At 71.6% G+C, this 25,891-nt stretch carries 23 protein-coding genes and 1 pseudogene; 7 read left to right on the top strand and 17 right to left on the bottom strand.

Annotated features, from left to right (window positions below; genetic code table 11):
* Nucleotides 1-81: 81 nt before the first annotated feature.
* The 4 genes and pseudogenes from AQJ91_RS18235 to AQJ91_RS18220 all read right to left on the bottom strand — a co-directional run.
* Nucleotides 82-192, bottom strand: a pseudogene (locus AQJ91_RS18235) (type II toxin-antitoxin system prevent-host-death family antitoxin); the annotation flags it as partial.
* 396 nt (nucleotides 193-588) lie between these two features.
* Complete coding sequence (locus AQJ91_RS18230; RefSeq protein ID WP_067022601.1) at nucleotides 589-2,409, bottom strand: stealth family protein; 1,821 nt, start codon at nucleotides 2,407-2,409, stop codon at nucleotides 589-591.
* A 74-nt stretch (nucleotides 2,410-2,483) separates the two neighbouring features.
* On the bottom strand, nucleotides 2,484-4,157 hold the full coding sequence (locus AQJ91_RS18225) for a stealth family protein (protein WP_234382476.1): 1,674 nt from the start codon (nucleotides 4,155-4,157) through the stop codon (nucleotides 2,484-2,486).
* Nucleotides 4,158-4,292: 135 nt separating this feature from the next.
* Entirely contained in the window at nucleotides 4,293-5,282 is a 990-nt protein-coding gene (locus AQJ91_RS18220) for an Acg family FMN-binding oxidoreductase (protein ID WP_067022370.1), read from the bottom strand.
* Between the two features lie 223 nt (nucleotides 5,283-5,505).
* On the opposite strand from AQJ91_RS18220, the gene AQJ91_RS18215 reads away from it, so the two are divergent.
* Together AQJ91_RS18215 and AQJ91_RS18210 are read left to right on the top strand one after the other, a co-directional pair.
* Nucleotides 5,506-6,018: a hypothetical protein gene (locus tag AQJ91_RS18215; RefSeq protein WP_067022368.1), complete on the top strand. Its 513-nt coding sequence runs from the start codon at nucleotides 5,506-5,508 to the stop codon at nucleotides 6,016-6,018.
* Between the two features lie 17 nt (nucleotides 6,019-6,035).
* Nucleotides 6,036-6,440 carry a hypothetical protein gene (locus AQJ91_RS18210; RefSeq protein ID WP_159054601.1) on the top strand — a complete coding sequence of 135 codons (405 nt, stop codon included), beginning with the start codon at nucleotides 6,036-6,038 and terminating at the stop codon, nucleotides 6,438-6,440.
* Between the two features lies 1 nt (nucleotide 6,441).
* Here the strand turns inward: AQJ91_RS18210 and AQJ91_RS18205 are convergent, their stop codons facing one another.
* The 6 genes from AQJ91_RS18205 to AQJ91_RS18180 all read right to left on the bottom strand — a co-directional run bounded on the left by AQJ91_RS18205 (nucleotide 6,442) and on the right by AQJ91_RS18180 (nucleotide 13,134).
* Nucleotides 6,442-6,741 (bottom strand): hypothetical protein, encoded by a 300-nt coding sequence (locus AQJ91_RS18205; protein ID WP_067022364.1) that lies wholly within the window; start codon nucleotides 6,739-6,741, stop codon nucleotides 6,442-6,444.
* Between the two features lie 409 nt (nucleotides 6,742-7,150).
* Nucleotides 7,151-7,438: a hypothetical protein gene (locus AQJ91_RS18200; protein ID WP_067022362.1), complete on the bottom strand. Its 288-nt coding sequence runs from the start codon at nucleotides 7,436-7,438 to the stop codon at nucleotides 7,151-7,153.
* Between the two features lie 36 nt (nucleotides 7,439-7,474).
* Nucleotides 7,475-7,735, bottom strand: coding sequence for a DUF2933 domain-containing protein (locus AQJ91_RS18195; RefSeq protein ID WP_067022360.1), 261 nt, complete (start codon nucleotides 7,733-7,735; stop codon nucleotides 7,475-7,477).
* Nucleotides 7,736-7,772: 37 nt separating this feature from the next.
* Entirely contained in the window at nucleotides 7,773-8,057 is a 285-nt protein-coding gene (locus AQJ91_RS18190; protein ID WP_067022598.1) for an SHOCT domain-containing protein, read from the bottom strand.
* Between the two features lie 165 nt (nucleotides 8,058-8,222).
* On the bottom strand, nucleotides 8,223-11,435 hold the full coding sequence (locus AQJ91_RS18185; protein WP_067022358.1) for a family 78 glycoside hydrolase catalytic domain: 3,213 nt from the start codon (nucleotides 11,433-11,435) through the stop codon (nucleotides 8,223-8,225).
* Between the two features lie 1,297 nt (nucleotides 11,436-12,732).
* The gene (locus tag AQJ91_RS18180; protein WP_067022356.1) at nucleotides 12,733-13,134 is read right to left on the bottom strand and encodes a DUF6415 family natural product biosynthesis protein; all 402 of its coding nucleotides are present in this window, start codon (nucleotides 13,132-13,134) and stop codon (nucleotides 12,733-12,735) included.
* A 501-nt stretch (nucleotides 13,135-13,635) separates the two neighbouring features.
* On the opposite strand from AQJ91_RS18180, the gene AQJ91_RS55655 reads away from it, so the two are divergent.
* Both AQJ91_RS55655 and AQJ91_RS18165 read left to right on the top strand, forming a co-directional pair.
* Nucleotides 13,636-15,216, top strand: coding sequence for a helix-turn-helix transcriptional regulator (locus AQJ91_RS55655; RefSeq protein WP_234382474.1), 1,581 nt, complete (start codon nucleotides 13,636-13,638; stop codon nucleotides 15,214-15,216).
* 14 nt (nucleotides 15,217-15,230) lie between these two features.
* Nucleotides 15,231-15,857: a 2'-5' RNA ligase family protein gene (locus AQJ91_RS18165; RefSeq protein ID WP_067022352.1), complete on the top strand. Its 627-nt coding sequence runs from the start codon at nucleotides 15,231-15,233 to the stop codon at nucleotides 15,855-15,857.
* Nucleotides 15,858-16,044: 187 nt separating this feature from the next.
* Here the strand turns inward: AQJ91_RS18165 and AQJ91_RS18160 are convergent, their stop codons facing one another.
* Nucleotides 16,045-17,319 (bottom strand): MFS transporter, encoded by a 1,275-nt coding sequence (locus AQJ91_RS18160; protein WP_067022350.1) that lies wholly within the window; start codon nucleotides 17,317-17,319, stop codon nucleotides 16,045-16,047.
* Between the two features lie 64 nt (nucleotides 17,320-17,383).
* On the bottom strand, nucleotides 17,384-18,742 hold the full coding sequence (locus AQJ91_RS18155) for an MBL fold metallo-hydrolase (protein ID WP_067022348.1): 1,359 nt from the start codon (nucleotides 18,740-18,742) through the stop codon (nucleotides 17,384-17,386).
* Nucleotides 18,743-18,828: 86 nt separating this feature from the next.
* Here AQJ91_RS18155 and AQJ91_RS18150 point away from each other — a divergent pair, with 86 nt between their 5' ends.
* Complete coding sequence (locus tag AQJ91_RS18150; protein WP_107122470.1) at nucleotides 18,829-19,521, top strand: ArsR/SmtB family transcription factor; 693 nt, start codon at nucleotides 18,829-18,831, stop codon at nucleotides 19,519-19,521.
* Between the two features lie 18 nt (nucleotides 19,522-19,539).
* Here the strand turns inward: AQJ91_RS18150 and AQJ91_RS18145 are convergent, their stop codons facing one another.
* Nucleotides 19,540-20,001 (bottom strand): DUF5990 family protein, encoded by a 462-nt coding sequence (locus AQJ91_RS18145; protein ID WP_067022591.1) that lies wholly within the window; start codon nucleotides 19,999-20,001, stop codon nucleotides 19,540-19,542.
* A gap of 242 nt (nucleotides 20,002-20,243) precedes the next feature.
* Nucleotides 20,244-20,408 carry a hypothetical protein gene (locus AQJ91_RS53650; protein ID WP_159054600.1) on the bottom strand — a complete coding sequence of 55 codons (165 nt, stop codon included), beginning with the start codon at nucleotides 20,406-20,408 and terminating at the stop codon, nucleotides 20,244-20,246.
* Nucleotides 20,409-20,592: 184 nt separating this feature from the next.
* Here AQJ91_RS53650 and AQJ91_RS18140 point away from each other — a divergent pair, with 184 nt between their 5' ends.
* Nucleotides 20,593-21,090: a hypothetical protein gene (locus AQJ91_RS18140; protein WP_234382473.1), complete on the top strand. Its 498-nt coding sequence runs from the start codon at nucleotides 20,593-20,595 to the stop codon at nucleotides 21,088-21,090.
* Between the two features lie 15 nt (nucleotides 21,091-21,105).
* On the opposite strand, the gene AQJ91_RS53645 is transcribed toward AQJ91_RS18140, so the two are convergent.
* Complete coding sequence (locus tag AQJ91_RS53645) at nucleotides 21,106-21,291, bottom strand: hypothetical protein (protein WP_159054599.1); 186 nt, start codon at nucleotides 21,289-21,291, stop codon at nucleotides 21,106-21,108.
* Nucleotides 21,292-21,546: 255 nt separating this feature from the next.
* Here AQJ91_RS53645 and AQJ91_RS18135 point away from each other — a divergent pair, with 255 nt between their 5' ends.
* A complete protein-coding gene (locus AQJ91_RS18135) occupies nucleotides 21,547-22,359 on the top strand; it encodes an SCO2400 family protein (protein ID WP_067022342.1) in 813 nt (270 codons plus the stop codon).
* A gap of 203 nt (nucleotides 22,360-22,562) precedes the next feature.
* Here the strand turns inward: AQJ91_RS18135 and AQJ91_RS18130 are convergent, their stop codons facing one another.
* Together AQJ91_RS18130 and AQJ91_RS18125 are read right to left on the bottom strand one after the other, a co-directional pair.
* Nucleotides 22,563-24,569: a beta-galactosidase gene (locus AQJ91_RS18130; RefSeq protein ID WP_067022340.1), complete on the bottom strand. Its 2,007-nt coding sequence runs from the start codon at nucleotides 24,567-24,569 to the stop codon at nucleotides 22,563-22,565.
* Nucleotides 24,566-25,882, bottom strand: coding sequence for a glycoside hydrolase family 36 protein (locus AQJ91_RS18125; protein WP_067022338.1), 1,317 nt, complete (start codon nucleotides 25,880-25,882; stop codon nucleotides 24,566-24,568). Before AQJ91_RS18125 ends, AQJ91_RS18130 begins: the two co-directional genes overlap by 4 nt.
* Nucleotides 25,883-25,891 lie beyond the last annotated feature (9 nt).

Here is a 25,891-nt window from a genome sequence, read left to right as displayed (position 1 = left end):
AGTGTCACATCCCCGGCTTACGAGGGCCCTGGGGGCGGACGCCGACCAACAGGGGCGCACCGCTCAAGTTCGAAGACCCTGCTTACCGCGCCGAGTGATGATCGTCGGCGTTTCCTCCCTGCGAGCACGATCGACGACGTCAGCGAGGTGGCTGCGGACCTCGGCCATGGATTCGACCACCGGATCACTCATGTCACGAATGTAGCAGATGTACATGAAGGCAGTGGAGTGAGCTTCAGGAGTAGGGCGGCCGCCCGGACGCGGCGCTGTAGAGCTGCTGTTCCTGCACTGGGCTGTCGAATGCGACTGGCGTCCCAGAGGTAGACGGGACCGGCCGGCGAGGTCCCAGAGCTGGGCGCCGGCGTCCTCGGTGCCGATCACCAGCATGGTGTCGAGGGTGACCAGAGTGCGACCCACAAGACCTACTCGTGAACCGGCTCGGGCCCCGCCCTACGCGGCAAGACGTTCCGCGGATCGCGCCCCGCTTCTGAGCTCGGCCTGATCACGTCCACTCATGCCCTGCAGCCCCGGTGGCCGAGGGCGAGTACGACGGGGCGTGCTTCGGGAACGGCCCCAGTGCGGGCAGCGTCAATCGCGAAGCCGCGCCCCCTCCCGCGTCGACTGCGGCGGGACTCTCGCCGTAAGTGGTGCGACCGGGAGGGAAACAGCTCGAGCCGCCCCCTCGAAGCGGCTCGGGAACGGGTACTTGCGTTCCAGGAAGGTGTGGATGGCGGCCTGGGCCGCTGGTCTCGCCGTCGGGGCCGTGTCCACGTCGTTGAGGCAGAAGAAGTCGATGTCCTCGCCGGACGCCAGGCGGGAGAGGCGGCGGTGCATGTCCGGGGTGCCCAGTTGGATGTAGCGGAAGCGGTAGTCGGCTGGGACGGCTCGGCCGGTTGCGATTGCCCAGTGGTGGTGGAGGGTCGAGACCGGGGCGACGTCGGTGGTGGAGCGGAAGCGGGAGTAGGAGGTCTGTTCGAGTTCCGCTATCCCCAGGCTCTCCATCTCCCGCATGACCGAGAGCAGTTGGGGGTGTGGGCTGTGCAGTGATTTGTGCGTGATGTTTCTGCCGTGGAAGCGTCTGATCAGTTCGCGGGCGTTCTTGCCTGCGGAGTTCGGGGCCGGCTCCAGGGGGTGTGGGGCGCCTACGCCGAGTTTCAGGGGGGACAGGGGGATCCTGGCTATGCCGTTGCCGTGGAAGAAGTGCTCGGCCTGTACCGGGCGGTTGATGAAGACGTCGTCGTTGAAGTAGAGGTAGTGCTCCGGCAGGCCCGGGATGTGGTGCAGTCTGCTCTCTATCGCGTGCGAGTTGAAGACGGGAAGCGCGTCCGCCGGGAGGATGTCCCGGTGGTCTACCACCGTCAGGCCCTCCGCGTCCGGGTTCAGCCAGGCGGGGAGCTGGGAGTCGGTCACGAGGTAGACGTGCCGGATGAACCCGGCGTACATCTCCAGCGAGCGCAGGGCGTACTTCAGTTCGTCGTGGTTGGTGTAGCGGGAGGCGCCCGTTTCTCGCGGAGCGATGATGTTGTCGGAGAGCTCCTGGAAGGCGCGGCGCTTCGCGGTCATCGTCGGGTCGTCCCCGTCGACCCACGTGTACACGGCGTCGACGGGGAAGCGCACCTCGTCGATGCCCGGCTCGGCGAACGGGGCGAACGTCGGCACGCTGCGGTGGTGGCACACGACGGCGGCCGGACGCTGCGCCGCCACCGGGAGTACTTCCGATACAGGGTTACGGCGCGGGGCGACCAGCGCCGGGCCGAAGATGTCCGGCAACCGGCTGCCGGGCACGGTGAGCCAGGGGGGATCCGTGCCCGGGGCGGTGGTGGCGAAGTCCCGGCCGTGACGCCAGAACTCGATGTCGCAGCCCGTTTCGAGGCCGGTGAGGACCTGACCTTTCGGGCCCAGGCGCACCACGCCGGTACGGAGCACCGCGGCCCGCCGCAGCGCCCGCGGCAGCCTCCCGTCGGCCCACAGCGCCACGTTCGTCACGGTGCCGTCCGGTCCGACGGCGCCGACGTACCCGACGGTGCCGGCGAAGCGCTGGGCGGCCCGGGAGAGCACCGCGCCGCGGTATGCCTCCTCGACGCCGATGACCTGCCGCGGCGCGCCGTGCCCGTGGTCGGCGGGAACCAGGAAGTACCGGATGCCGAGCCCCTCCAGCAGGGTGCACACCCGCTCCAGATCGGCTTCGACGGCGTCCTCTGCGGTGTAGCCGGCGACCGTACGGCCGTACAGCCGCGTCGGTCCGAAGGTGATCCGGCGCAGTCCGGGGACGGCGGCTCGCAGGCGTCGTCGGGCCCGGGTCGCGCGCAGCGCCCAGAGCCGGGCCGACAGCCAGAGTCTCAGGCGTACCAGGACGTCCCGTGCGGCGCGCATGCCCCCAAGCGCTCCGACGCGGTGACGGATGTTCATGCTCCCCATGTCCATGCCCCCCATGTCCATGCCCCCCATGTCCATGCCCCCCATGTCCATGCCCCCCTGCCCCGTTACTTCTGCTTCTCGAAAGGGCTCGGGAAGGGGAAGTAGTCCTCCAGGAAGTCGTTCATCCGGACGCCCACCTGCTCGCGCTCCTCGGGTGGCACGTCCACGTCGTTGAGGCAGAAGAAGTCGAAGCGGCGGTTGCGGCGCAGATCGGCCAGGCGGGCTTCGGCGTCCGGGCGGCTGATGTTCACGTAGCGGAAGCTGTACTTCCCCTGCACTCCGTGGCCGGTCATCAGCGCGTACTGGTAGAGCAGCGGGGCCGTCATGGCGAGGTCCTGCGGTGAGCGGAAGCGGGACGCCGTGGTGCGGCGGATGTCCTCCGGGAAGAGCTCCTCGATCGACTGCAGAGTCTGCCTCTGCTGCGGCAGGGGGGTGTGCATGAAGTTGTTCGTCGTCATCCGGCCGAACTTCTCCAGCAGCAGTCGGCGGACGTTCTTGCTCGCGGAGTTGGTTGCCGTCTCCTCGGCGTGCGGCTTGCCGACGCCTATCTTGAGCGGGGACACCGGGATCTTCATCAGGCCGCTGCCGTGGAAGAAGTGCTCCGCGCTGACCCGGCGGCCGACGAACACGTCGTCGTTGAAGTAGAGGTAGTGCTCCGACAGGCCCGGGATGTGGTGCAGCCGGGTCTCGATCGCGTGCGAGTTGAACACCGGCAGGACGTCCTGCGGGAAGATGTCGCGGTGGTCCACGACCGTGATCCCCGGGTCCCGGTCGTCGAGCCAGTGCGGCTGCTGGCCGTCGGTCACGAGGTAGATGTGCCGGACGAAGTCGGCGTACATCGCGAGCGAACGCAGCGAGTACTTCAGCTCGTCGTGGCTGGTGTAGCGGGAGGCGTTGGTCTCCTTGTCCAGGATCTCGGCGATGCCGTGCTCCTGGTACCGGGCCCGCTTGGCCCGCATCTCCGGCTCCTCGCCGTTCACCCAGGTGTAGACGACGTCGACGGGGAAGGTCACGTCGTCCACGGTCGGCAGGGTGAGCGGGACGAAGCTCGGCAGCTCCCGGTCGCCGATCCGCACCGCGGCCGGTTCCTGCTCGGACGCCGGCAGTACGTCCGTGATGCCGTTGTTCCGCGGCGCGACGAGGGACTCGGCGAAGATGTCCTCGGACGCCTGCGGCTGCACCTTGGCCAGTCGCCGAGGGCCGTCGTCGGAGGCGAGGAGCTGTGCGCCGTCCTCCCAGAACTCGACGTCGCAGGCGAGTTCCGGCCCGGCGAGCAGCTGGCCCGAGGGGCCGAGGTGGTTCTCCCCGATCCGCAGTACGGGGGCCGTACGCAGACGGGCCGGCAGTACGCCGTCCATGAACAGGGCGGGGTGCTTGAGCTTTCCGCCGGGCAGCGGTCTGCCGATGAACACCGCCTTCCCCGCGTTCTGCGCCTCGATCGTGGTGAGGAAGCGCTCCCGGTCCACGGCGTTCACGCCGACCGTGTGGCGCGTCCGGGAGGCCGCCCGTACCAGGAAGTACGGGATACCTTCCTGCTCCAGCGCGGCGACGACCAGGCCGAGGTTGGCGGCGGCCGCCTCAGCTGCGCTGAACCGGGTCACGACCCGTCCGTAGAGCTGCTGGCCGCGAACCGCCACCGGGCGGAGCACCGGATCCGTGACCGCTGCCCTGCGACGCCGCCGCATGGTGCGCAACTGCCACACCCTTTCGGCGGCCTTCCGCTCGACTCTCGGTCTCATCCGCCGGGCAAAGGAACGCACGGTCACGTTCGGGGCTCCTCTTCATCAACTCCTTTTGAACATCTGTTCGTTAGTCAGACAGACGTGCGCGACGGAAGGTTGTAGAAGAGTTATCCGAGAATTAACAAGCGAAGCTCACTCGATGTCGAGTACCTCGTGTACGGGGCGGCGCGGCGTTCGTGGACCTGCGGGGCCGTATCCGAGCCGCAGCACGATCTGTACGAAACCTGTCGCCGACTCCGGGTCGCGGACGATCCAGCGGATCTCCGGCCATTCGACGGCGTGCGAGGTGAGTGAGGTGGCCAGCCCGTCCAGCGTGGCCTGGAGCAGGACGCGCTCCAGGGCCTGGCCCGCCCGCAGCCAGTCCCTCGGCCGGTCGTCGGTGGTACCGAGTAGCGCGAGCTGGGGCGCGTTCTCGAAGGTGGCGGCGTCGCGGCCGGGCACGGGATGTCGGCCGGCGAAGTCCCGTACCGGCGCCCTGCCGCCGTGCTTGCGCGGGCCGAAGGCGTAGTCCGGGACCCCGTCCGACGCCGCGTCCACGGCCTCGGCGCCGACGCGGGTCCAGCGCCGCAGTTCCTCGGCGGCGGCGGGGTCCGTGGCGTCGCGCCCCTCCGCGTCCTGGACCAGGTCCAGAAGTGTCTGCACATGCCATGTGTCGGGGAAGGTCAGCCGCGCTCCCTCCAGGAGGGCGGCGGCACTGAGGGCGTCCTTGATGGGCTGGGGTATCTCCTCGTCCGAGAGCGGGTGGCGGCTCGTGTGGCGCCGGTGGATCGCCGGATACAGCGGGGCGAGGTCGGTGTCGAGAGGGGCGGGCTCGGTCAGCCGCACCGTGGCGAGCAGTTGCGGGTCCGCGGGATCGGGCAGCAGTTCGGTGACCGGCTGCCGGCCCGCGTGAACGGCGGCGACCCGCAGATTGAACAGGGCGGCGGCACAGCCCAGGTGCAGGGCGCGGGTGGTGGGGTCCGCGCGCGGGATGGCGCGCTCCAGGTCCGAGCGCACGTGGAAGGTGCTGTCGGCGCGGTGGAAGCGGAACCTCCACGGCTGCGCGTTGAACATGGACGGGGCGGCTGTGGCGTCTTCGACCAGGGCCGTCACGGTCTTCGTGTCGAGCGCGTCCACTGACACCGGGCCTCCCTCCGGGAGCCGACCTCCGGCCGGTCACGGACCGCGATGTCCGTCTCTTCCACTATTCCACCGGGGGCCGGGCGCGCACGCGGGCGGCAGTGAGGCAGGGGCGCAGGGGGCCTTCGGGTTGACAACGGTGGGCTGTTCGGCCCCTGGCCACAGCCGTTTCAGCGCCCTAGTTTCCCGCACACGGATATACAGGAAACGCACAGGGAGGTGGGCGATGAACTTCACGGACCGCGAGGTGTGGGGACTGATCCACGGCATGGTCCTCGGTGCGGTGTTCCTGCTGGCCTTCGCCGGCGGACTGGCCGACCTCTACGGGCTCAGGACGGCCCTGGTCACCGGCACCGGTGTCGTCGAGCGCATGCGGCGGCTGAGGATCGGGGTCACGGCGATGGCGGTGGCCGCCTGGGCGACCGTGATCACCGGTACCTGGGTGGTCTACCCGTGGTACCGGGAGAAGGTGCCGGACAGCCCCAGGTCTCAGCTGCTGGCCGATCCGGACACCGCGGACTGGCACAAGTTCGGCATGGAGTGGAAGGAGCACATCGCCTGGCTCAGTCCGATCCTGGCCACCGCGGTCGCCTTCATCGTCCTCTACTACGGCACCACCCTCATCCGTCACGAGCGGGTACGGCGCACCACGATGCTGCTGTTCGTGCTCGCCTTCGCCTTCGCCGCGGTCGCCGGGGCGTTCGGCGCCCTCATCACCAAAGTCGCACCGGTCGAGTGAACCGGGGAGTGAGCGAGATGCCCGAGCACGAGGAACACGCGCAACACGCCGACCAGCCGTTCCCCCCGGCCCCGGTGAACGAGGAGAAGGGCACGGCGGACGTCGACCGGCCCGAGGGACCGATCTCCGCCGCGATCATCGCCGCCGGCATCGGTGCCGCGGCTCTGGGCCTGTTCACGACCCTGGCCGAGGCCAGCGAGGACGTGGCTGAGTGGCTGCAGTGGAACGACCGGGTCGGCCCGCTGTCCGGCAAGACCTGCATGGCGGTGATCGTCTGGCTGGTCTCGTGGGCGGTGCTGCACCTGGCGCTGCGGAACAAACCCCGGGAGACCGGCCGTGCGCTGACGGTGGCGCTGGTCCTGATCGCACTCGGTGTCCTCGGCACCTTCCCGACGTTCTTCCAGCTCTTCGCGCCCGAGTAGCTCAGTGGCCGTGGCCGGGTTCTTCGTCGTGGTCTTCGGCAACCGGGGATGTCGTGGCCGGCTCCGTCGGTGGCTGGGAGCCGAGCGTGTCCGGGGTCGTGGCTGCGGGGGCCGGCGTGGTGTCGGCGGCGGCCGATGCGGGGTGTACGGCGTGCTCGTGCTCGGTCGCGGATGTCGTGATGCCCGTGTGGGCGTCCGCGTGCGCGAGGGTGTGGACGACGCCGAGGCCGATGAGGAGCAGGGCGAGCAGCAGCAGGCGCGCCAGGAGGCTCCCGGTCGCCGCGGCTCTGCTCGTCGTCACGTGCCTGCCCTCCGCAGCGCGTCCCCTGAGCGGGGTACTCGTCTTCACTTCGGCCGGCTCAGCGTACCGATCGGCGGGCGGGGGCGGTCGGCAGGGCGGCGGTCTCGTGGGGCGGGGCGGCCGGGAAGGCCCTGCGGGGGTGGCGTCCCGTGGCGTCTGTAGCCATGCGGACCGCGCGACTCCGTTCGGCCGCGCCGAGGGAAGGCACCGGCCCGTCCTCCGCACAGGCGTCCGCGCCGCTCACGGGCGGCTGCGCCGCAATCCTGCGTGGCGCCGGGCACGCGGCTGCGCTGCCCCGCCGCCACAGCACTTCGCGGGACGCCGCCGCGGCGGGCGCCCGTCGCCCCAGTGCCCCGGTCCCCTCGGTCGTGGGATTCGGAACGCCAGTGGCCGCAGACCGTGGGCCGTGTCAGCCATGACGGCCTCGTCCGTGCGCCCTCGCGTGGCGGGTGGGGCCCGGACGGCGCTCACCGTGGGCGAGGTGGCTCATCCGGGCCCGGTAGTCGGCCGGGGTGATGCGGCCGTGCAGCAGCAGGACGGTGTTCCACCGCTCGGTGGCGTCCAGCGCGGCACGACGGCCGCGCAGCCGGGCCGACGGCGGGCAGCGGGGCTCCCGCGGGGTGATCAGGCGGACGGTGTCGTAGACGGCACCGGCCAGGATGACCACCCCGAGCAGTGCGGCGATCGCCGCGGACATGGGGCGCTCACTCCCCGGGCTCGACAGGCCGGCCGGTCAGATCCGCCGCGGTGGCCGGTCGTCGTGCTTGGTCAGCGGATCGTCGTCCGGACGGGACCCGTGGGAGGTGTCGTGGCCGCCGTGCATGCCACCGCCACCGTGCATGCCGCGCATCATGAAGAACATCATCAGCGGGCAGGCCAGGACGATCGCCGCAACGGCGAGCGTGCCCACCGGCACGCCCAGGGCCAGGGCGCCGACCACGGCGATCGCCAGCGCGACGGCGTACGTGCCGTAGTTGCGTTGGTTGGTGTTCATCGCGGGCCTCCTCGGGGGCGTGCCCGTCGGTCTGTGGTCAGCTCTTGCTGAGAGGCCGGCCGTCTGCGGCGCGAGCGCGCAGGACGGTCAGGCGGCGGTGGTACTCGTCCTCGTCGATCTCTCCGCGGGCGAAGCGTTCGGCGAGCAACTCCTCGGGGTGGGTGGCCGGCGGGGTGCCGGTCGTCGTCCTGGTGTCGCTGGTCCGGGCCAGGGCGCGGAAGAGCAGGACGCCGGCGGCGATGATCAAGGCCCAGAAGAGGATCATGCTCGCCGACATGGCGAACCAGCCCCATCCGCCGAGATCGTGGTCGTACCAGAACATCACGGTCACCCGCTTCCTCACGGGTCTGCGGGAGACCGGGCCCGGCGCCTGCGTCTTCCCGCTGCCTCACCTTCACCGTCGCCCCGGCGCGGCCCGGCGTCATGGGCCGATGAGGCCAAGACACCGGGCCGTTGGACCCTTACCCCGCGGGGGTATCCGGACGGCCTATCCCTTCAAGGCCACCATCGCCGTCCCCGACCCCACCGGCCCGACCCTCAGCACCGTCCCCGTCAGGTCCGCGAACGACGTGACCCTGACGCGTCCGGCGTTCCCGGGCGTAGCCGCGGTCACCTGGTACGCCGCCGGGTCGGCGTCGCCGATCTCCAGCTCCAGGACGGCCCGCGTATTGGGCGGCAAGGTCACCCGGAGCGAGTGCGTGCCGGCGGTACGGCGTACCGCCACCGAGACCGGCCCTCGCAGCGACGGGACCGTGCCGTCGGCCTCGGTCAGCGAACCGGTGCGGGGGCGGATCCGGAAGGCGGCCGCGCCCGCCTCGGTGACCTGCACGCCCAGCACGTGACGGGCGACGGCGTTGGCCGGGGCGGAGGCCCAGGCGTGGGAGAAGGTCATGTTCGGCTTCAGGGAGGGGTCCCAGGCCTCGGTGACGATGGTGGCCTTCAGGTCGTCCAGCATGTGGAGCCAGGAGTTGGTGGCCTTCGAGGTGAGCAGCGCGAGGGCGGCGTCGGCGCGGCCGAGCCGGAACAGTGCGTCGAGCATGAACTGCGACCCGTAGACGCTCACCTTCATGCCGCCCGCGGCGAGGGTGTCGCCCAGCCTTGCCCGTACGTCGTCGGACAGGGTGTCCGCCACCCCGAGCGCCACCGGGAACGCGGTGGCGTGCTGGGCGCTGTGAGTGGTGCCGGCGCCGTCGAGGAAGCGGCCCGACGAGCTGTCGAGCAGGGTGTTGCGCATGGCGGCGGCGAGGGTGTCCGCACGGTCGCGCAGGACTGCGGCCTCGTCGGTCTTGCCGAGGACGTCCGCACACCTCGCCAGGGCGTCGAAAGCCGCGTACTGGAAGGCGTTGACGACGGTGTTGACGTTGGTGAAGACGTAGCCGTCCCGGCTGGCGGTCGGCCAGTCGACGAGGTCTCCGAGGTCGCGGCTCGTGGAGCCCGGCGACTTGTGGACCAGGCCGTCGGTGCCCAGGTAGGAGGTGAGGTTCTTGGCGGCGAGCAGGTCGTAGTCCTTGGCCAGCTGGCGGTCGTCGCCGGTGGCGAGGTAGTCCTCCCAGGCCGATATCGCGCACATCAGCCGGTACTCGGTGGGCCAGGTGCCCTGGCGTACCAGGTAGTCGTTGGACCAGCGGGCGAGCGCGTAGGAGCGCTGTACGCCGTACTCGGAGAGCTGGTTGATCAGCGCGTCGCCCTCGTAGGGGCCGCGCTCGCGGGTCGGGGTGTCGGTGTAGAGGTCGCCGCGGGTGGCCTCGATGGAGTAGCGGCACAGGTCCCAGACGCGGTCCAGGTCGGGGTCGGAGCTGGTGAAGGAGGAGTCGGAGTTGTTCCAGTCGGCCTTCCAGGCGCGGCCCTTGACGGTCGCCCCGGTCAGGTCCAGGGACGTGCGCAGCTCGGCCCAGCGGAAGCCGCGGTAGCCCCAGTGCTCGAAGCGCTGGGCGCCGTCGCGCAGAGTCCACACCTCGCGGTAGCTGTTGGTGGCGCGCAGCTGGTACTTGACCGTGCCGTCGGTGTTGAGCTCCTCGCCGAGGCGCACCTCCACCGTGTCGCCGGCGGTGCCGGTGATCTCCAGGGACAGGCCGCCGACGATCTCCCGGCCGAGGTCCACCAGCCAGCGGCCGTCGGCCACCTCGGTGACGGAGGCGGGGGTGATGCTGTGCAGACGGACCGGCTCGATCGGGGCGGGGACCAGGCCGTCGATGGCGGAGCGGCCGGCAGGGGTGTGCCAGTCGGCGTCGTCGAAGCCCGGCTCGGTCCAGCCGACGGGCTCGTGGCGCAGGTCCCAGAACTCCTGGGGGACGGTGAAGTAGCTGCTGCCGGCGCTGCCCTTGGCAGGTAGCAGGCCGGCCTGGCGGCGGGCCTTCCAGTCGGCGCCGGAGCCGATGGTGGCGCGGCTGCCGTCGGCGTAGGTGATCTCCAGCTGGGCCAGGAACTTCTGCTGCGAGGTGGTGTGGCAGAGCGCGGCCAGGGCGTTGGCCCGGCCGGCGCGCAGGGTGTCGGTGATGTCGAAGGACTGGTACGCCACTCCGGTCCCGGAGCGTACGGAGGCGTAGCCGACCGGGCTGCCGTTGCTCCACACCTTGGCCACGTACTGGCGGGCGGGGCCGGCGGAGGTGGCGGCGACATGGAGTACGGCGGCGGCGACGTCCTTGCCGGCGGCGCCGCTGTCCAGGGCATACTCGTGGCGCAGCAGGGCCCAGGTGTCGTCGGCGCCGTAGGAGGAGAGCGAGGAGGCGCCCGTCGGGAGGGTGAGCACGCCGTTCGCGACGGTGCCGGCGGCGAACGTGCCCTTGTCCGAAGCGAAGTCGTCCTGCAGCAGTACCGTGCCGTCGGCGGCGGTGAAGCGGACGCTGTCGTACACCTGCGATTCGGTGAGGCCGTTGCGCAGGCCGATGTTGCCCGAGGTGTACCGGGTGTGGGTGGTGGTGTCGACGACGGTGCCGTTCACGGTGGTGGTGAAGGTGGCGCCGGTCATGGTGACCGAGAAGTCCAGCCACTCGCCGGTGGCGACCGGGAAGGGCAGGGTGACCTCGCCGAGGACGCTGTACGTGCCGTTCACGCAGACGTGCTTGCGCAGCACCCCGGCGGTGCTGCCGGCCCGCAGCTGCCACATGTAGTTGTTGGCGGTGTTGGTGGCCCGGAACCACAGGCCGGCGGCCACCGCGGAGATCTTCAGCCGGGTGGCGAAGGTGCCGTCGGTCATGGTGGGTCCGGCCGGGGCCCAGATGGGCTCGGCCCGCCACTCGTCCTCCACCGCGGTGGCCAGCAGCACCGGCTTCGACCAGGCCGACCGCCTGTTCTCGTCCGACCAGCTGCTCACCCGCCACCAGTAGGCGGTACGGGGCTGCAGTGCCGGAAGACCGGGGGCCACGGCGCTGGATGCCGGGGAGGCCACCTTGCCGCTGTCCCAGAGGAGCTGGTCGGCCTCGAACCCGGTCGGGGTGGCGGCCAGCTGCAGCTGGTAGGCGCGCTGGAGGGTGCCCTCGCCGAAGTCGGGGACCTGCCAGCTGAAGCGCGGCCGCTGTCCGGCGGGGGCGTCCAGGGCCTGCGGCAGCAGATCGGTCAGCATGCCGGTGGGTGCGAGGGGCGCGCCCGTGACGTCCGCGGAGGGGGCCGCGGCGGCTGTCTGAGGCCCGGTGAGGACGACGGAGGCGGCCGTGGCGCCCCCCAGCTGCAGGAGTCTTCGGCGCGACACGTGGCTGGACATGGGGGCACCCTCGGGATGGTGAAAGGTTTCATGCGGGTTGCCCGGAGGCTAGGCGCTGTCCAGAAAGGGGGTCAACAGAACCGACGAAACTAATGAGACCGTTATTTGAAACGATTTAAACTCGGCGGCTCCGCGCCTGCGGCAGACTACGGCGAACTGCTGGGAATCACACAGTTCTTCGGCTGTTCCCGGCCGGTGGGCCAGCCCAGGCCCACGAACCTCAGCCTGCCGTCGCCCTCCCCGCCCGGATCCAGCTGGACGACCGAGACCGGCTTGTCGTACGGGTTCCCGCCGCTGGTCAGGCAGATCAGGCCGGCAGCGCTTCGCGGAGATCACCGGCATCGACCGCCGCACGCTCCAGCACATCGAGGCCGACGAGACGAACCCCCGCTACGGCGACCTGCTGCGGCATCGCCGCCCTTCGACGAGCGAGTCTCCGTTCCTCGTGGACTGAGTGACCCCGCCCATCCGCCACGGAGTTCAGACGAGCGGGGCCGGTCACGCAGGCCGCTGTCACGCCACGGTCACGCGCCGGTGGTCTGCCCATGCCTGGGCCGCTGCCTCCATGGCCTTGAGCCACGGCACATCGGGTTTCCGCTCAGCGAACGCGCGATACATGCGGAGGGTGGCCGCGGCAAACGCGTCGATCGCCCTCGGGTCGGCCTTCGTCCTTCTTCCGGTGTGGTCTGTTGCTGCCGTTCACCGACAGCCGGGCGAACTTCCGAACCTCCGCCCCAGGCTCGACCTGTCCAGGGTGGGGACCTGGGCGGGTGTCTTGCGGCCCCCTCCCGCCGCGGCTTGCGGTCCGCGACGGGAGAGGCATCTACGGGGTGCGACCCTGACCCTGCGGTCGCCATGGGGGTGCGTCAGGAGGGTGTCCGCGCCAGCACCAGGGCGAGGACAGGGGCGGTCACGGCCCCCACGTACAGCAGGAGGCCAACGACTGCCGTCACGACACGCGCCCGGTCCGCCTGTGGCAGGAGCAGCCGCATCGGCGATGCAGCAGGATGCCGCCCCCGTGGGGAAGAGGGATGTCCTTGGTCTGGCGGCAGTGGCCGTGCAAGTCCTTGTAGCCGGGCCGCTTCGCCAGCTCGCACTCAGCGGAAAGCGGGTCTTCGAAGTTGAGCGGTACACGGACGCCGGGCGCCGACTGGTAAGCCGCGAGGATGTGACAGTTTCCGCGAGAGTGTCACATCCCCGGCTTACGAGGGCCCTGGGGGCGGACGCCGACCAACAGGGGCGCACCGCTCAAGTTCGAAGACCCCGGAAAGCGGCGGTGCCTCGGCTGCGGGCGCGGTCACGACGCTGCCCCGCCGAGCCGCTCGTGATGGTCGCACAAGGCGTTCAGGGACCAGGCCAGGCGCCGGGCATGGGCAACGCGGGACTCAAACTCGGGGCGCGGCGCGACACTCAGCTTCCGACGTGCCTCGCCGACGCAGGCAAGCGCACAGTACGTCTGCACGTCCCTGGGGCGCGGCCCAGCCGCCTGCTCGACCTCGGGGACGAGCAACTCCAGGTGGCCGCGCAGCGTGGCGGTGAGCGTGTCCAGTTCGGCGAGGGCCGGCGGCAGCACGCCGGGGCCGTCGTCCGGGCCGAGCACGCGGGAGGCGGTGGCGCGCATCGTCTCGATGTCCGGCGGGGCGGTCTCGCTGCTGGTGTCCTCGAAGGCGTCGCCGAGGCGTGGTTTGTAGACGGCCATCGTCACCGGCCCTCCCCGACAGATGCGGCCAGGGCACGGGTCCGTTCGCCTTCCGGCAACACGTAGGCACGCACGAGCGCGCCGGTGATGGGGGCGCCCGCTGCGGCGGCCAGTTCGGGGGACGGCCACAGGTGCGGGGCCCGGCGGTGGCGAGCGCGCCGGAGGACGCGTGTCCACTGCTGCGGCGACGGGTAACGCACCGGGAGCCTCCGGTCAATTTCCGGGCCCGCGCTGGAGGCGAGGCGACCGGATTCAGACGGCCCGAAAAGCACCGCTCTCGCCCACGCAAGTAGCTGTGATACAAGGTTCATTGTCGACTCCTTCACAGTCGGCCGCGCCCCGGGGCCGTCGCGAGCGGTTGCCGGGGTCTTTCGGAACCGTGGCCGGTGGGATCGTTGATTGCCCCCCTACCGTTCCAACACCGGCGCTCGGCGTCACGGGCAGCCGTGACCAACTTTCCTGGACAGCCCAGATCGCCGTGACCAGGAACAATGACCGTTTGTGGACAGCTGGTTGGACTGCGCGCCCGCCCAATTGCGGTCTGCCATAACTCGACTGAGTGACATCACGGCTACGGTGAGTCCACGACGCCGCGCAGGGAGCTTGCCAATGAACGCCCCCATCAAGCCCGGTTCCAAGCAGGAACGGGATGCCCTCCGCCACGACATGACAGCCGCCGGATGCACGCTCGCCGACATCGCCATCGAGATGCGCACCCGCTTCCGGATGCGCCCGCGCGAAGCCTGGAGGAACGCCCACGGCTGGACTCTCCAAGAAACTGCCGACCGCATCACCCAAGTCAGCAACCACCGCCCCGGCGAGTCTGTCGCGGCGGATGCCTCCCTGGTGGGCAAGTGGGAGAAATGGCCGGGGCCGTCCTCACGTCGACCCAGTCTTGCCGTACTGTTCGCGACGGCCGCCGCATTCTCCTGCCAGGTCGAAGACCTCTTGGACCTCGACGACCGGCGCGCGCTCCCCGAGACGGACCTGCGCTCCATCAGCCATCGGTCGCAGGAAACCGAACCAGCAGCGTCTCACGCCGCACCCGTGGCGACGCCGGAGCCCACCGGGTCGGAGCTGGTGCGCCTGGCCGCAGACGAGTCGGCGACGTGGGCGCAATGGGCGGAGGCCTCGAACGTCGGCGACATCGCACTCGAACAGCTCTTGGCCGAGACGCGAGGCCTGACCTCGGACTACCTCACGTCCGATCCTGTCGCGCTCTTCGTGCGGACGCGCGACCTGCGCGACCGCGTGTTCACACTGCTCGAAGGCCACCAGTACCCGCGCCAGTCCTCCAACCTGTACATGGCCGCCGGCTATCTGTGTGGCCTGCTTGCCTGGATGTCCTCGGACCTTGGCCAGCTGCGGGATGCGGACACGCAGGGCCGCACGGCGTGGCTGTGCGCAGAACTGGCGGGCCACAACGACCTGCGGGCCTGGGTGCTTTCAACGCGCTCCAAGGTGGCGTTCTGGGACGGCCGTCTGCGGGAAGCGATCAACTTCGCCCGGCACGGCGCCACATTCCGCACGATGGGAACGGTCGCGGTACTGCTCGCCTGCCAGGAAGCCGACGCCTGGTCCGAGTTGGGAGCGCAGAGCGAGTCCCTGGCCGCCCTTGCCCGCGCCGAGGACGCGCGGGCCTCCCTGAACGGTGACGACGAGGTCGGCGGCATCTTCTCCTGCCAGCCAGCGCGGCAGGAGAACTACGCTGCCGCCGTATGGCTGCGTGTGGGCCGCCCCGCCGACGCCCTGCACTCAGCGGAGAACGCTCTCGCCCTGCTGTCCGTCCAGCCCGTCAGGGCGTACGGCACAGAGGCCCAGATCCACATCAGCCAAGCCGCAGCGCACCTCGCCACCGGGGAGGCAGAGGGCGCACTCGAAGCGCTCGCGCCGGTCCTCACGCTCCCTCCAGACCATCGCCTGGCGCCCGTCACGCAGCGTCTCAAGGAGCTGTCGTCGGGCATTGGCCGGACACACTCCAGTGGCAGCGCGGCGGTCGGGCTGCGGGCGGCGATCGAAGAGTTCTGCGTGGACTCGGCTCCGCGGCACATCGCACTCTCGTCAGGAGACAGCTCTGGCTGATTTGATCTCGGGCTATGACGACTCAACCCGAGACCATGCGGAACCACTGGTGGTGGCGGCCCGGCTGGAGTGTGGGGCGCCGCTTCTACACCTGGCACCTGACGTTCGAGGGTCAGGACGATGTGCACCGGCTAGCTGCGGAATACCGGGCCGCGCTCGCGCCTCTCGGAGACATCCTCACCCCGATCCCCGATCGCTGGCTGCACCTGACCATGCAGGGGATCGGCTTCGTGGGCGAAGCCAAGGAGCAGGACATTCACGCCATCGTGGATGTGGCACGCGCCCGGCTTGCCGCCGTTCCGGCCTTCAGCCTTCAGATCGGGCCGGAGATCCTGGACCCCGAGGCGGTCCTGCTACACGTCCATCCCGACGGACCTGTCCGGGACGTGCGAAACGCCATCCGCGACGCCATCGGGGATGTTCTGGGTGATGTACCGGAGAAAGCGGAGGGCTTCACCCCGCACGTCTCCGTGGCCTACAGCGCCGGCGACGGCCCGGCCGAGCCGATCGCGCAGGCCCTCGCCGGACTCAGCCTGATGAGGCCGACGCAGGCACGGATCTCCGGCGCGGAGCTCATCGTGCTCCACCGCGACAACCAGATGTACGAGTGGAAGTCCTTCGCCACGGTGCCGCTCGGCTGACTGCGCCCCGAGCGCCGCCCCGGTCGCGACAGGGGGCATGCGCGGCCGGGGCGGCAGTGGTGCACCCCGCGCGGCAGCCAGGGGCCCCATCACCCCCGGGAGGCGCTGGCCCCTGAAGGGGGCGCCGGTGAGGCGGTGGGGCGACAACAATGCGCCAGCGTGGCCGGAGTGCGCACTACCGCGCAGGTCAGCGCGGGCCGTCCACCCCGTGAGCGGGGCGCGGGTGGGTCTCGTACATGCGGGCGGCGACGGTCAGCCCGGAGGCCGCGGTGAGGGCGGCGACGGCCCAGACGGCGGTGGTGAGGCCGTAGGCGTCGGCGAGGATCCCGGCGAGCAGGGCACCGACCGCGAAGCCGCCGTCACGCCACAGGCGGTAGACGCCGACGGCGCGGGCCCGCCAGGCGGGGTGGGCGACGTCCCCGACGACGGCGAGCAGGGTGGGGTAGACGAGCGCTGTACCGATACCGAGCAGGATCTGGGCGACGGCCCACAGGGGGAAGGTGCCGACGGCCGCGACCAGTCCGATCGCGGCGGCCTGAAGCAGCATGCCCGCGGTGATGAGGTGCTTGCGGCCGACGTGATCGGACCACCAGCCGGTGAGCATCTGCCCCGCGCCCCACACGGCGGGGTAGAGGGCGGCGAGGACGCCGATCTGCCCGACGCTCAGACCGTGCGCGGCGAACAGCAGCGGGAAGATACCCCAGGCGAGGGCGTCGTTGAGGTTGTTGACCAGGCCGGCCTGGCTGGCGGCGGACAGGGCCCTGTCGGTGAAGCTGGTGCGGCGCGCGATCTGTGCGGTGGTCACGTCCTTCGCGGGCGGTACGGGGTGGAGGGCGGCCTCGGCCCGGGCGTGGTCGCGGGTCTCGTGGACGGCGAGGGTGGACAGCCCCAGGGCCAGGACGAGATAGACGGCGCCGAGCAGGAACGGCTCGGGGCGCAGCCCGGCGTGCTGGGCGATGGCGCCGGTGGCCATCGCGGTGGCGGCGACGGCGACGTACCCGGCGGCTTCGTTGAACCCCATGGCAAGCCCGCGGCGCTCCGGGCCGACCAGGTCGATCTTCATGATGACGGTGGTGGACCAGGCCAGCCCCTGGTTGACGCCGAGCAGAACATTGGCGGCGATGATCCAGCCCCAGGTGGGCCCCCAGGCGAGCATCGCGGGAACGGGAAGGGCGACCAGCCAACCGCCGACCAGCACCGGCTTGCGGCCGTACCGGTCGGAGAGGGTACCGGCGAAGAAGTTGGTGACCGCCTTGGTGGCGCCGAAGGCCAGGATGTAGGTGAGGGCTGCGGTGTAGGCGGACAGGTGGAAGACGTCGTCGGCGAGCAGCGGGAGCACGGTGCGCTCCTGGCCGAGCATGCCGCCGACGAGGGCGTTGACGAGGACGAGCAGCGCGAACTGGGCGAGGTTGGCGCGGAGTCCGAGCCGTGGGCCGCCGGGGGTGGTGGCCGTGCCGGTCATGGACCCTCCTGGGGCGGGCGGGCGGCTCGGTCGGCTGGGGCGCCCGGCACGGCGCTCGTACCGGTCACGCCCCCTCCCGAAGCGGCCGGCCAGTCGCCTCAGCCCAGTCATCCGGCCCCCCGGAGAGGACCGCCACACCGCGATGCCCGGCCCGCTGCAGCAGGCTCGCGGCAGTCATCGCCCGCTCACCGTGAGCGCAGTGCACCAGCGCCCCGGACGGCACCTCGCCCGTACGGGCGGACAGGTCGCCGAGTTCGATGCCGAGGGCGTCGGGGATGTGCCCGGCGACGCGCTCGGAGTGTTGGCGGACGTCGAGGACCGGGCGGTTGCCGATGTCGTCGGCGGTCAGTAGTTCGACCGTGTCCAGGGCGCCGCCGTCGGACGTCCAGGCCTGCATGTCCAGGTGGCCGGCCAGCCGCTCGTACCCGATCTTCAGGGCCTGCCAGGTCAGTTCGGCGAGGTTCTGGCCGGGTGCGGTGACGAAGACCAGTGGGGTGTCGTCGGGCAGCAGCCAGCCCAGCCAGGTGGCGAACTGGGCGCGGAGCGGGTTGGAGACCGCGCCGGGGACGTGCCCGGCGGCGAAGTCCCGCATCGGCCGTACGTCGACGAGCTGCGCGCCCTCGCCGAGCAGGGTGCGTACCGCGGCCGCGGAGAGGGCGGGGAGCGAGGGCGCCGCGGCGAGGACCTCGGGGCCGCGCCGGTTGATCTCGGCCAGGCGGTCGAAGTACGTGGGATGGGAGCCGAGGCTGCCGAGGAGTTGCCGTACGAAGGTGTCCTCGTCCGGCGCGGCAAGCAGGGCGTTGGCTCGCTTCTGGGCACCGATGGTCGTGGTGCGTTCGGCGCCCGGCGGGGCGGAGCAGAAGGAGCCGGCGCCGTGTGTGGGCCATACCGCGGTCGCGTCCGGGAGGTGGGACAGCCGCCGTAGCGAGCGGTACTGGGCGCGGGCCAGCTCCTCCGTGCGGTCGGCGCCGAGCAGGTCGGTGCGGGCGGCGGAGCCGACGATCAGCGAGCCGCCGGTGAACACGCCCAACTCCCTCGTGCCGTCCAGGAGTACGAAGGAGAGGTGCTCGTCGGTGTGGCCGGGCGTGGCCAGCGCGCGCAGAGTGAGCCCGCCGAGGTCCACCTCGTCGCCGTCGGCCAGCGCGGTGTGCGGGAAGGCGCGGCGGCCGGCGGCGGAGGCCAGCACCGTCGACCCGTCGTCGGCGGCGAGCTGGAGCGCGCCGGTCAGGAAGTCGGCGTGCAGGTGGGTGTCGGCGGCGTACGCGACGGTCAGCCCGCGCCGCCCGGCCTCGGCACGCAGCGGGCGCAGGTCGCGGCCGGCGTCCACTGCCAGGGCGCGGCCGTCTCCGAGGTCGACGAGGTAGGCGCTGTTGCCGAGTCCGGTGTCGACCAGCGGTACGAGGTGGTCGTCGGCGAATCCCATCGGGGCCTCCAAGTGCCACGGTACGGGCCGGCTGGTCTCTGTGCCCGGCCACCACTACACTATTCCATGGAATTATGGAGGATGCCATGGGAGACGCCGTCCGCAAGGCCGCGCTGTACGACGCCTTCGCCCGCACGGGCAAGGCGCTGAGCAGTGGGAAACGCCTGGAGCTGCTCGATCTGCTGGCCCAGGGCGAGCGCCCCGTCGAGGCCCTCGCCCGGGCCGCCGGGCTGAACCTGACCACCGCGTCGGCACATCTGCAGACCCTCAAACAGGCCGGCCTGGTCGCCACCCGGCGCGAGGGCGTGCGCATCCACTACCGGCTGGCCGGGGACGACGTCGCCGCCCTCTACGCGCTGCTGCGCCGGGTCGCCCAGGTCCACCAGGACGCCGTCGAGCCCGCCCGGCGCGCCTACCTCGGCCTCGGCACGGACGACGTGGCGGAGGCCGACCGGGAGGAACTGCTCGCCCGCGCGGCGGCCGGCGAGATCGTCGTCCTCGATGTGCGTCCGGCGGAGGAGTACGAGGCGGGACACATCCCCGGCGCGCTGTCCATCCCGGTCACCGAACTCGCCGACCGCATCGCGGAGTTGCCGGAGGAGACGGAGGTGGTGGCGTACTGCCGGGGCGCCTACTGCGTCCTGGCCCACGACGCCGTACGCCTCCTGCGCGAGCGGGGCCGCAGGGCGGTCCGGCTGGTGGAGGGGATGCTGGAGTGGCGGCTGGCGGAACTGCCCGTGGAGACGGAGGCAGGGACGGAGCCGGAGCCGGCCGCGTGAGTTCGGTCGCGGACGCGCTCAGTCGGCGTCTTCGGCGGTCCAGGTGATGCCCGGTGGTACGACCCGCGCGCACAGGGGCATGCCGCATGCGTCGGTCAGGCCGAGGCGGCCGACCAGCAGGCCGGTGCGTGCGGCGGCGTCGAGTGTCTCGGCGGGCACGGCGTCGAGCATGAGCTTGGCCCGGCGGAACATGGTGAAGGTGCCGGCGTCGTCGACCGTTCCCCACGACAGGTGGACGAACCGGCCGCCCGGACGGCCCTGTACGTACGGGCCCCGCACATCGGTGCCGTGCGGGGCGGCGACCGTGGTGCACTCCAGGGTCCAGGTGGCGGACACGGCGTCGCCGGGCCGCGGGTCGAGGAGCTCGGCCGGGCGGTCGCGGCGCTGCACGGCGACATGGATGTCGGACCACTCGCCGGTGACGAGACCGGGCAGCTCGACGGCGTCAATGCGGATGCGGATGCCCATGCCGGCCATCATCCCCTGAGCGACGTCAGCGATGCGGCGGCGAGACGAATCCGCCGGCGGAGGAACGTCGCAGACGGCCGTGGCGGCGGTGTCGGGCGTGCAGTCGGCGGTCCAGATGACCTTCGCGAACGCGGCCGGCTCGCCGGCGTCCACGCCGGTGAGTACCGGCATGACGTATACAAGCGTGTCATGCCCTGGCCGACCAGCACGTCTCTCGATCGGTTGTACGGCCCGGTCGTCAATTCCGGTGCTGTTCACCGGCGTTCAGGTCTCTCCCGCCCCCTCGTCACCGGCGCCGGAACCCGGCCCGCGCCGTAGTCGAGGCGTCGCGCCGTCTCCACCAGCGGCGCCAGCGGGTCCCGCCGGAACGCGCTGCGCCATGCCCGCCGCATACGGGTCCAGTTCGCGGTCGGGCTCATGGTGTCGCCGAGCCTTCCGCGGTCACGGGAACACCTGCTCCAGGCGCGAACATAACGGTCGCAATCGCCATGGTTCGCCACCCCTTCCGCACCATAGAAATATCTACAAGCATGAGCATGCCGCCCCCGCACTGTTGCGAACGTATCCCGGAGGATGCCCATGCGAACAGTTACGCGACAAGCCATGGAGTGGCTCGCCGCCGCCTCGACCGACCCACGGGCCTGCAAGCGGGAGTGGCACGGGGAGACCGGGACGGCGCTGCTGTCCTGCGGACGGTTCTGGGACGTGCTGAGCGTGCCCGAGGAACTGGGCGTGCTGGCCCTCGACTCCCTGCTGAGCATCCCGCAGGCACCCGGTCCCGTGCTCGCCGACGCCGTCGCGCACCGGGTGGCGTTCTTCCTGCCGCCGGATCCCGACGGGCGCTGGATCGGCGCGGACATCCGCTATCTGACCACGGGCTCGTGGATCACCGTGCCGGCACCGCACCGGGCCGCGGGGCGGCTGCGCTGGCTGGTGCCGCCGGACGGCTCCGGCACGCTGTTCGTGCCCGCCGCCGTGGAACTGGCCCTGCAGCAGGCCACGGGCACCCTCGCCGCGCAGGCCGGGGCGCGGCAACGCTGTCCCATGTGCGGGGCGCTCACCGGGAGAGCCCGCGTCCAGGGCGTCGGCCGGCCCTGCTGACACCGGCTCGCCCCCTCACCGGCCCCCAGAAACGCCGGCGACCAGGGCGGTCCGCTGTCCGTCCCGTGTGACAGGGACCGTCCGTCCGCCGGTACGCCACTCCAGGACCAGGGCGGCGTAGATGGGCGGGTCCTGCTGCGGTGCCGGGCGCCGCTCGCCGCGCGGCAGGAGCAGGCGTCCTGTGATGACTGTGCAATTCATGTCGCAGCTAACGCTCCCGCGCACCCCGGTGGCACGTCCGCACCACGGCATGACCCGTATCGGGGGAAACCGTGTCCTCCGATCGTGGCCATGTGCTTTTCGGACAAGACGGTTCCGGCAGGCGGGAGTTCCAAACCGCCGCCGGGAATCCCCTCAGGAGCCTTACACGGCCTGCACACAGTCTTCCGCAGGCCTCGTTACCGTTGCTGCCCGCTCGATCTTCAGTGCGACCCCGTGCGACCAGGAAGACCGCAGATGGACTACTGCTCCTCATGCCGGCGCCACCTCAACGGCGCTCTGGTGTGTCCCGGCTGCGGCTCCTACGCCCCGGACATCGCGCCGGTCACGGCCGTCAGCCGTACCGTCCCGGCGTCGGACACCTGGGACGACGGCCGGTTCCTCGACATGACGGACGAGGAACCGCAGCTCGAGACCGCCGCCGAAGCCGCCGACCTCGTGGACGCGCCTCCCGCGCCGCAGGGACGGGCGGCACGGCGTCGGCAGCGCGCCCGCTGGAAGAAGAGCCAGCGGCGGGCCGTGGTCGCGACCGCCTTCGCACTCGTCGGCGGCGCACTGACCGTGGCCTCGATGGACCGCCAGGGCGGCGACCGCACCCAGGCGGCCACCGCACCCGAGGTCGCCGGAGGCACGGGCGCCGAGGTCGACGAAGAGGTTCAGGACGCCCTCCCCGCGCCCACCCTCCCCGACACCGATACCCGCCGCTCCGGCTCCACGCCCGCCACCCAGCCCACCGCGCCCGAGCGCGCCGGCCGGCAGGACACGGCCCCGCTCACCACGACACCGCGGAACACCCAGCCGAACGCAGCCACCGTCTCTCGTACGACGCCGATATCGGCCACCCAGCCACAGGCCGCCGCCACTCCCGCCACCGGCGGAACACTCCCCGACGCCGCCGAAACGACGCCGACACCGACGCCCACACCCCCCGCCGCGGACGACTCGGGCAGCACGGACGGCGGCACCGAGTCGGGCACGACACCGGAGAGCCCCGACCCGGCCGCGACCTCACCGTCGCAGCTCTGCGTGCTCGTACTCTGCATCGGCTGAGCCGGGCGCGGGTCGTCACGGAGTCAGCCGCACACGACCGCGGACCTCCCCCGCCCCGCCGCGGCCGGGGTCACCACGACACAGCTCGGCGCCCACCGAGCGAACACCGGGCTGTGCTCCTGGAGCCGACCGACGACCGCGCGGCGGCCCAGCGCGCCGCGCGGCCCGGAATCGGCCGCTTCAACAGGGAGTCGCCGGCCCCCTCAGGCGTCGCGCGGCTCCCGCACCACCGCCACGTCCCCCGCCCCCACGACAACCGACCCGGCCACCGGTTTCCCGGTCAGCAGCTCCACCGCCGGCTCCGAGGTGGCGACCCGGGCGTCCTCGTCCGTGTGGTTGATCAGGAAGAGATAGTCGGCGTCCGCGCCCCGCCGCAGCACCGTCTCGACTCCCGGCGGAGTGGCGCGGACCGGTGTCACGCCGGCCTCCGTGTGGATGCGGGCCAGCAGGCCGGCCAGGGTCGTGGGGTCCGGCTGGGTGGCCAGGTACCAGGTGGTGCCCCGGCCGTACGTGTGGTGGGTCACCGCCGGGGTGCCCGCCAGCGGGCCCGTCGTGTACGACGCCACCGCCCGCGCGCCCTCCAGCCGCAGCCGCTCCGACCACAGGGTCGCCGTACCGCCGCCGGTCAGGTCCAGGGACTCACCCGGCAGCAGCGGGAAGAGTTCGTCGCTCCGCACTCCGAGCGCCTCCCGGAACGCGCCCGGGTAACCGCCCAGCCGGACATGGCAGTTGGGGTCCACGGCGCCGCTGTGGAAGCCCACCACCAGCGTGCCGCCGGTGTCCGCGAAGCCCGTCAGGTTCGCCGCGCCCGCGTCGTCCACCAGGTAGAGGCTGGGGGCGAGGACGACGCGGTACCGGGACAGGTCCGCGTCGGGGCGTACGAAGTCCACCGCGACGCCCGAGCGCCACAGCGGCTCGTACCACGCGCGGACCAGGTCGTGGAAGCGGAGCAACTCGCTGGGCTGGGAGGGGAGTTCCATCGCCCAGCGGGCGTTCCAGTCCCAGGCGATCGCCACCGAGGCCGTACCGACGCTGCCGCGCACCTCACCCAACGCCCGCAGATCCGCGCCCAGTTGGACGACGTCCCGCCAGATCTGGCTGTCCGTGCCCGCGTGCGGGAGCATCGCCGAGTGCCACTGCTCGGCGCCCGCCTTCGCAGCCCGCCACTGGAAGTACGCGATGCCGTCCGCGCCCCGCGCCACATGGGCGAGGGCGTTGCGGCGCAGCTCGCCGGGGCGCTTCGCGCGGTTCACGGGCTGCCAGTTCACCGCGCCCGTGGAGTGCTCCATCAGGAGCCAGGGGCCGCCCGCGAGGGAGCGGACCAGGTCGCCGCTCAACGCCAGGTCGAGCTCCGACTCGGGGTCCGTCGACTGGAGGTAGTGGTCGTTCGAGACGATGTCCAGCTGCGGGGCCCACCGCCAGTAGTCCAGCGCGTCGAAGTTGTGCATCACCATGAAGTTGGTGGTGGCGGGGATGGCGGGGGCCGCCTTGCGCAGGACGTCCCGCTCCGCCTCGTACAGCGACAGCAATGCGTCGCTGCAGAAGCGGCGCCAGTCCAGCTGGTGGGTCGGGTTCGGGACCGCGCCGGTCGGCCGGGGCGGCAGGATCTCGTCCCAGTCGTAGTACCACTGGCTCCAGAAGCGCGTGCCCCAGGCGTCGTTGAGGGCGGTCAGGTCGTCCGCGTACTTCGTGCGCAGCCAGCGCCGGAACGCGGCCGCGCTCTCGTCGCAGTAGCACTCCGCGTTGTGGCAGCCGTACTCGTTGTGGACGTGCCACATCACCAGCGCCGGATGGTCCGCGTACCGGCGGGCGAGCTCCCCCGCCATACGCAGGGCCGCCTCCCGGTAGGCGGGGCTGCTCGGGCAGAACGTCTGGCGGCTGCCGTACGACAGAGCCCGGCCGTCCTTGTCGACCGGCAGCGCCTCCGGGTGGGCGCGGAAGAACCAGGCCGGCGGGGCCGCCGTCGGAGTCGCCAGGTCGGCCGCGATGCCGTGGGCGTGGAGCAGGTCCAGGACCCGGTCCAGGAGGGTGAAGTCGTACTCGCCCTCCCTCGGCTCCAGCAGCGCCCACGAGAAGATGCCGACGCTGACCATCGTCACCCCCGCCTCGCGCATCAGGCGCATGTCCTCGGCCCAGACGTCCTCGGGCCACTGCTCGGGGTTGTAGTCGCCGCCGTAGGCGATGCCGGGCACCTTCAGTTCGCGCTTCATCGGGCACCTTCCGAGAGAAGACGGCGCGTGGTCTCCACGCCCCACTGGTCCAGCGACAGCAGCCGGTCGCTGGACGCCATCAGGCCGCCCGTCGCCTCCACGTGCGCCGCCCAGCGTTCCCGTGTCTCCACCGCGGGCCGGGCCATCAGGCAGTCGGGGTCGTTGATCCACAGGCGGCCGTGCTGCCACTGGCGTCCGGCGCCCGTGAACTCGGCGGGATCCTGGCCGGGCTGGCTGTAGTCGTCGGCCTCGGGGCGGCGGTGCGGGGCCGTGTCGGGGCTGACCCGCATCGCGTCGAACAGGCCGATGGAGGGGAGGACCGGCGCCCCACAGCCCAGCAGGTAGGCGTCGGCGCCGATCGCCTCGCGGATCAGGGCGATGCCGGAACGGTACGCCTGGAGAGCGTCGGCGTCCGTGTGCCGTACGCCCTCCAGCGCGCCCGCGTACAGGAAGTCGACCTTGAAGTAGTCGTAGCCCTCGGCGCGCAGGGTGCGGTAGACCTCCGTCAGATACGCCGCCGCCTCGGGGTGCGTGGTGTCCAGGACGCGCAGGTCGTGCCCCCAGTTGCGGCCGGCGTGCGTGAAGCCGCCCGCCGGGTCGCGGACCAGCCAGTCGGGGTGCTCGGTGGCCAGGTCGCTCGCCGGGTCCACCAGGAACGGTGCCGTCCAGATGCCGGCGCGGCGGCCGCGGGCCCGGATGGCGTCGGCGATGCCCTGCCGGGAGCGGAAGCGGCCGGAGAGGGTGAGCCAGTCGCCCAGCGCCTTCTGGTAGCCGTCGTCGATCTGGACGACGTCGATGGGCAGGTCGAGGGTGTCCATCGCGCGGAGGTTCTCGTGGATGTCGTCCTCGGTGACGGCGGTGAAGTACTCGTACCAGGAGCACCAGACGGTGGGAGCCGGGCGAGGGGCCTCAAGACCCAGGCTGTCCGCCCAACTCGCCAGCACCGACTGGATGTCCGGGCCCGTCCACTCCTTCACCGGGCCGTCGGCGCTGACCTCCGCGACGGCTCCGTCCCCTACGGCCAGCCGGATGGACGGGGCCTCGGTCAGCGGATCCGCGGCGGCCCACAGCCGCACCGGCGACCCGTCCCCCGGGTCGAGCGCCAGCAGGCCCTCGCCCTGGAAGGTGCCCTCGGGGACGGTGACGCCGGGGCGGTAGCAGACCGTCGCCCAGTTGCCGTTCGTCGGACGGTACGGCGTGGCGTCCAGGGCGTAGGCGCCGCTGGGGCTCCAGGACTGCCAGCCCTCCTCGTGGACACGGGCGGCTGCCACGTCCACGGGCACGGAGGCGACGGGGGTGAAGGGGTGGTGCACGGGTGTCTC

The organism is Streptomyces dysideae (assembly GCF_001514305.1).
Classification (GTDB): Bacteria; Actinomycetota; Actinomycetes; order Streptomycetales; family Streptomycetaceae; genus Streptomyces; species Streptomyces dysideae.
Note: the sequence above shows the minus strand (reverse complement) of the source record. Positions and strands in the feature narration are given on the sequence as shown.

Bases quoted from the DNA above. Each gene is read 5' to 3' on its own strand.
- AQJ91_RS18165 (WP_067022352.1), top strand. From the start codon at position 15,231: ATGACGACTCAACCCGAGACCATGCGGAACCACTGGTGGTGGCGGCCC.
- AQJ91_RS18185 (WP_067022358.1), bottom strand. From the start codon at position 11,435: ATGTCCAGCCACGTGTCGCGCCGAAGACTCCTGCAGCTGGGGGGCGCC.
- AQJ91_RS18195 (WP_067022360.1), bottom strand. From the start codon at position 7,735: ATGAACACCAACCAACGCAACTACGGCACGTACGCCGTCGCGCTGGCG.
- AQJ91_RS53645 (WP_159054599.1), bottom strand. From the start codon at position 21,291: ATGAATTGCACAGTCATCACAGGACGCCTGCTCCTGCCGCGCGGCGAG.
- AQJ91_RS18180 (WP_067022356.1), bottom strand. From the start codon at position 13,134: ATGGCCGTCTACAAACCACGCCTCGGCGACGCCTTCGAGGACACCAGC.
- AQJ91_RS18155 (WP_067022348.1), bottom strand. From the start codon at position 18,742: ATGGGATTCGCCGACGACCACCTCGTACCGCTGGTCGACACCGGACTC.
- AQJ91_RS18190 (WP_067022598.1), bottom strand. From the start codon at position 8,057: ATGTTCTGGTACGACCACGATCTCGGCGGATGGGGCTGGTTCGCCATG.
- AQJ91_RS18160 (WP_067022350.1), bottom strand. From the start codon at position 17,319: ATGACCGGCACGGCCACCACCCCCGGCGGCCCACGGCTCGGACTCCGC.
- AQJ91_RS18140 (WP_234382473.1), top strand. From the start codon at position 20,593: ATGGAGTGGCTCGCCGCCGCCTCGACCGACCCACGGGCCTGCAAGCGG.
- AQJ91_RS18200 (WP_067022362.1), bottom strand. From the start codon at position 7,438: ATGTCCGCGGCGATCGCCGCACTGCTCGGGGTGGTCATCCTGGCCGGT.
- AQJ91_RS18130 (WP_067022340.1), bottom strand. From the start codon at position 24,569: ATGAAGCGCGAACTGAAGGTGCCCGGCATCGCCTACGGCGGCGACTAC.
- AQJ91_RS18145 (WP_067022591.1), bottom strand. From the start codon at position 20,001: ATGATGGCCGGCATGGGCATCCGCATCCGCATTGACGCCGTCGAGCTG.
- AQJ91_RS18210 (WP_159054601.1), top strand. From the start codon at position 6,036: ATGCCCGAGCACGAGGAACACGCGCAACACGCCGACCAGCCGTTCCCC.
- AQJ91_RS18135 (WP_067022342.1), top strand. From the start codon at position 21,547: ATGGACTACTGCTCCTCATGCCGGCGCCACCTCAACGGCGCTCTGGTG.
- AQJ91_RS18215 (WP_067022368.1), top strand. From the start codon at position 5,506: ATGAACTTCACGGACCGCGAGGTGTGGGGACTGATCCACGGCATGGTC.
- AQJ91_RS18230 (WP_067022601.1), bottom strand. From the start codon at position 2,409: ATGAACATCCGTCACCGCGTCGGAGCGCTTGGGGGCATGCGCGCCGCA.
- AQJ91_RS18150 (WP_107122470.1), top strand. From the start codon at position 18,829: ATGGGAGACGCCGTCCGCAAGGCCGCGCTGTACGACGCCTTCGCCCGC.
- AQJ91_RS53650 (WP_159054600.1), bottom strand. From the start codon at position 20,408: ATGAGCCCGACCGCGAACTGGACCCGTATGCGGCGGGCATGGCGCAGC.
- AQJ91_RS18225 (WP_234382476.1), bottom strand. From the start codon at position 4,157: ATGAGACCGAGAGTCGAGCGGAAGGCCGCCGAAAGGGTGTGGCAGTTG.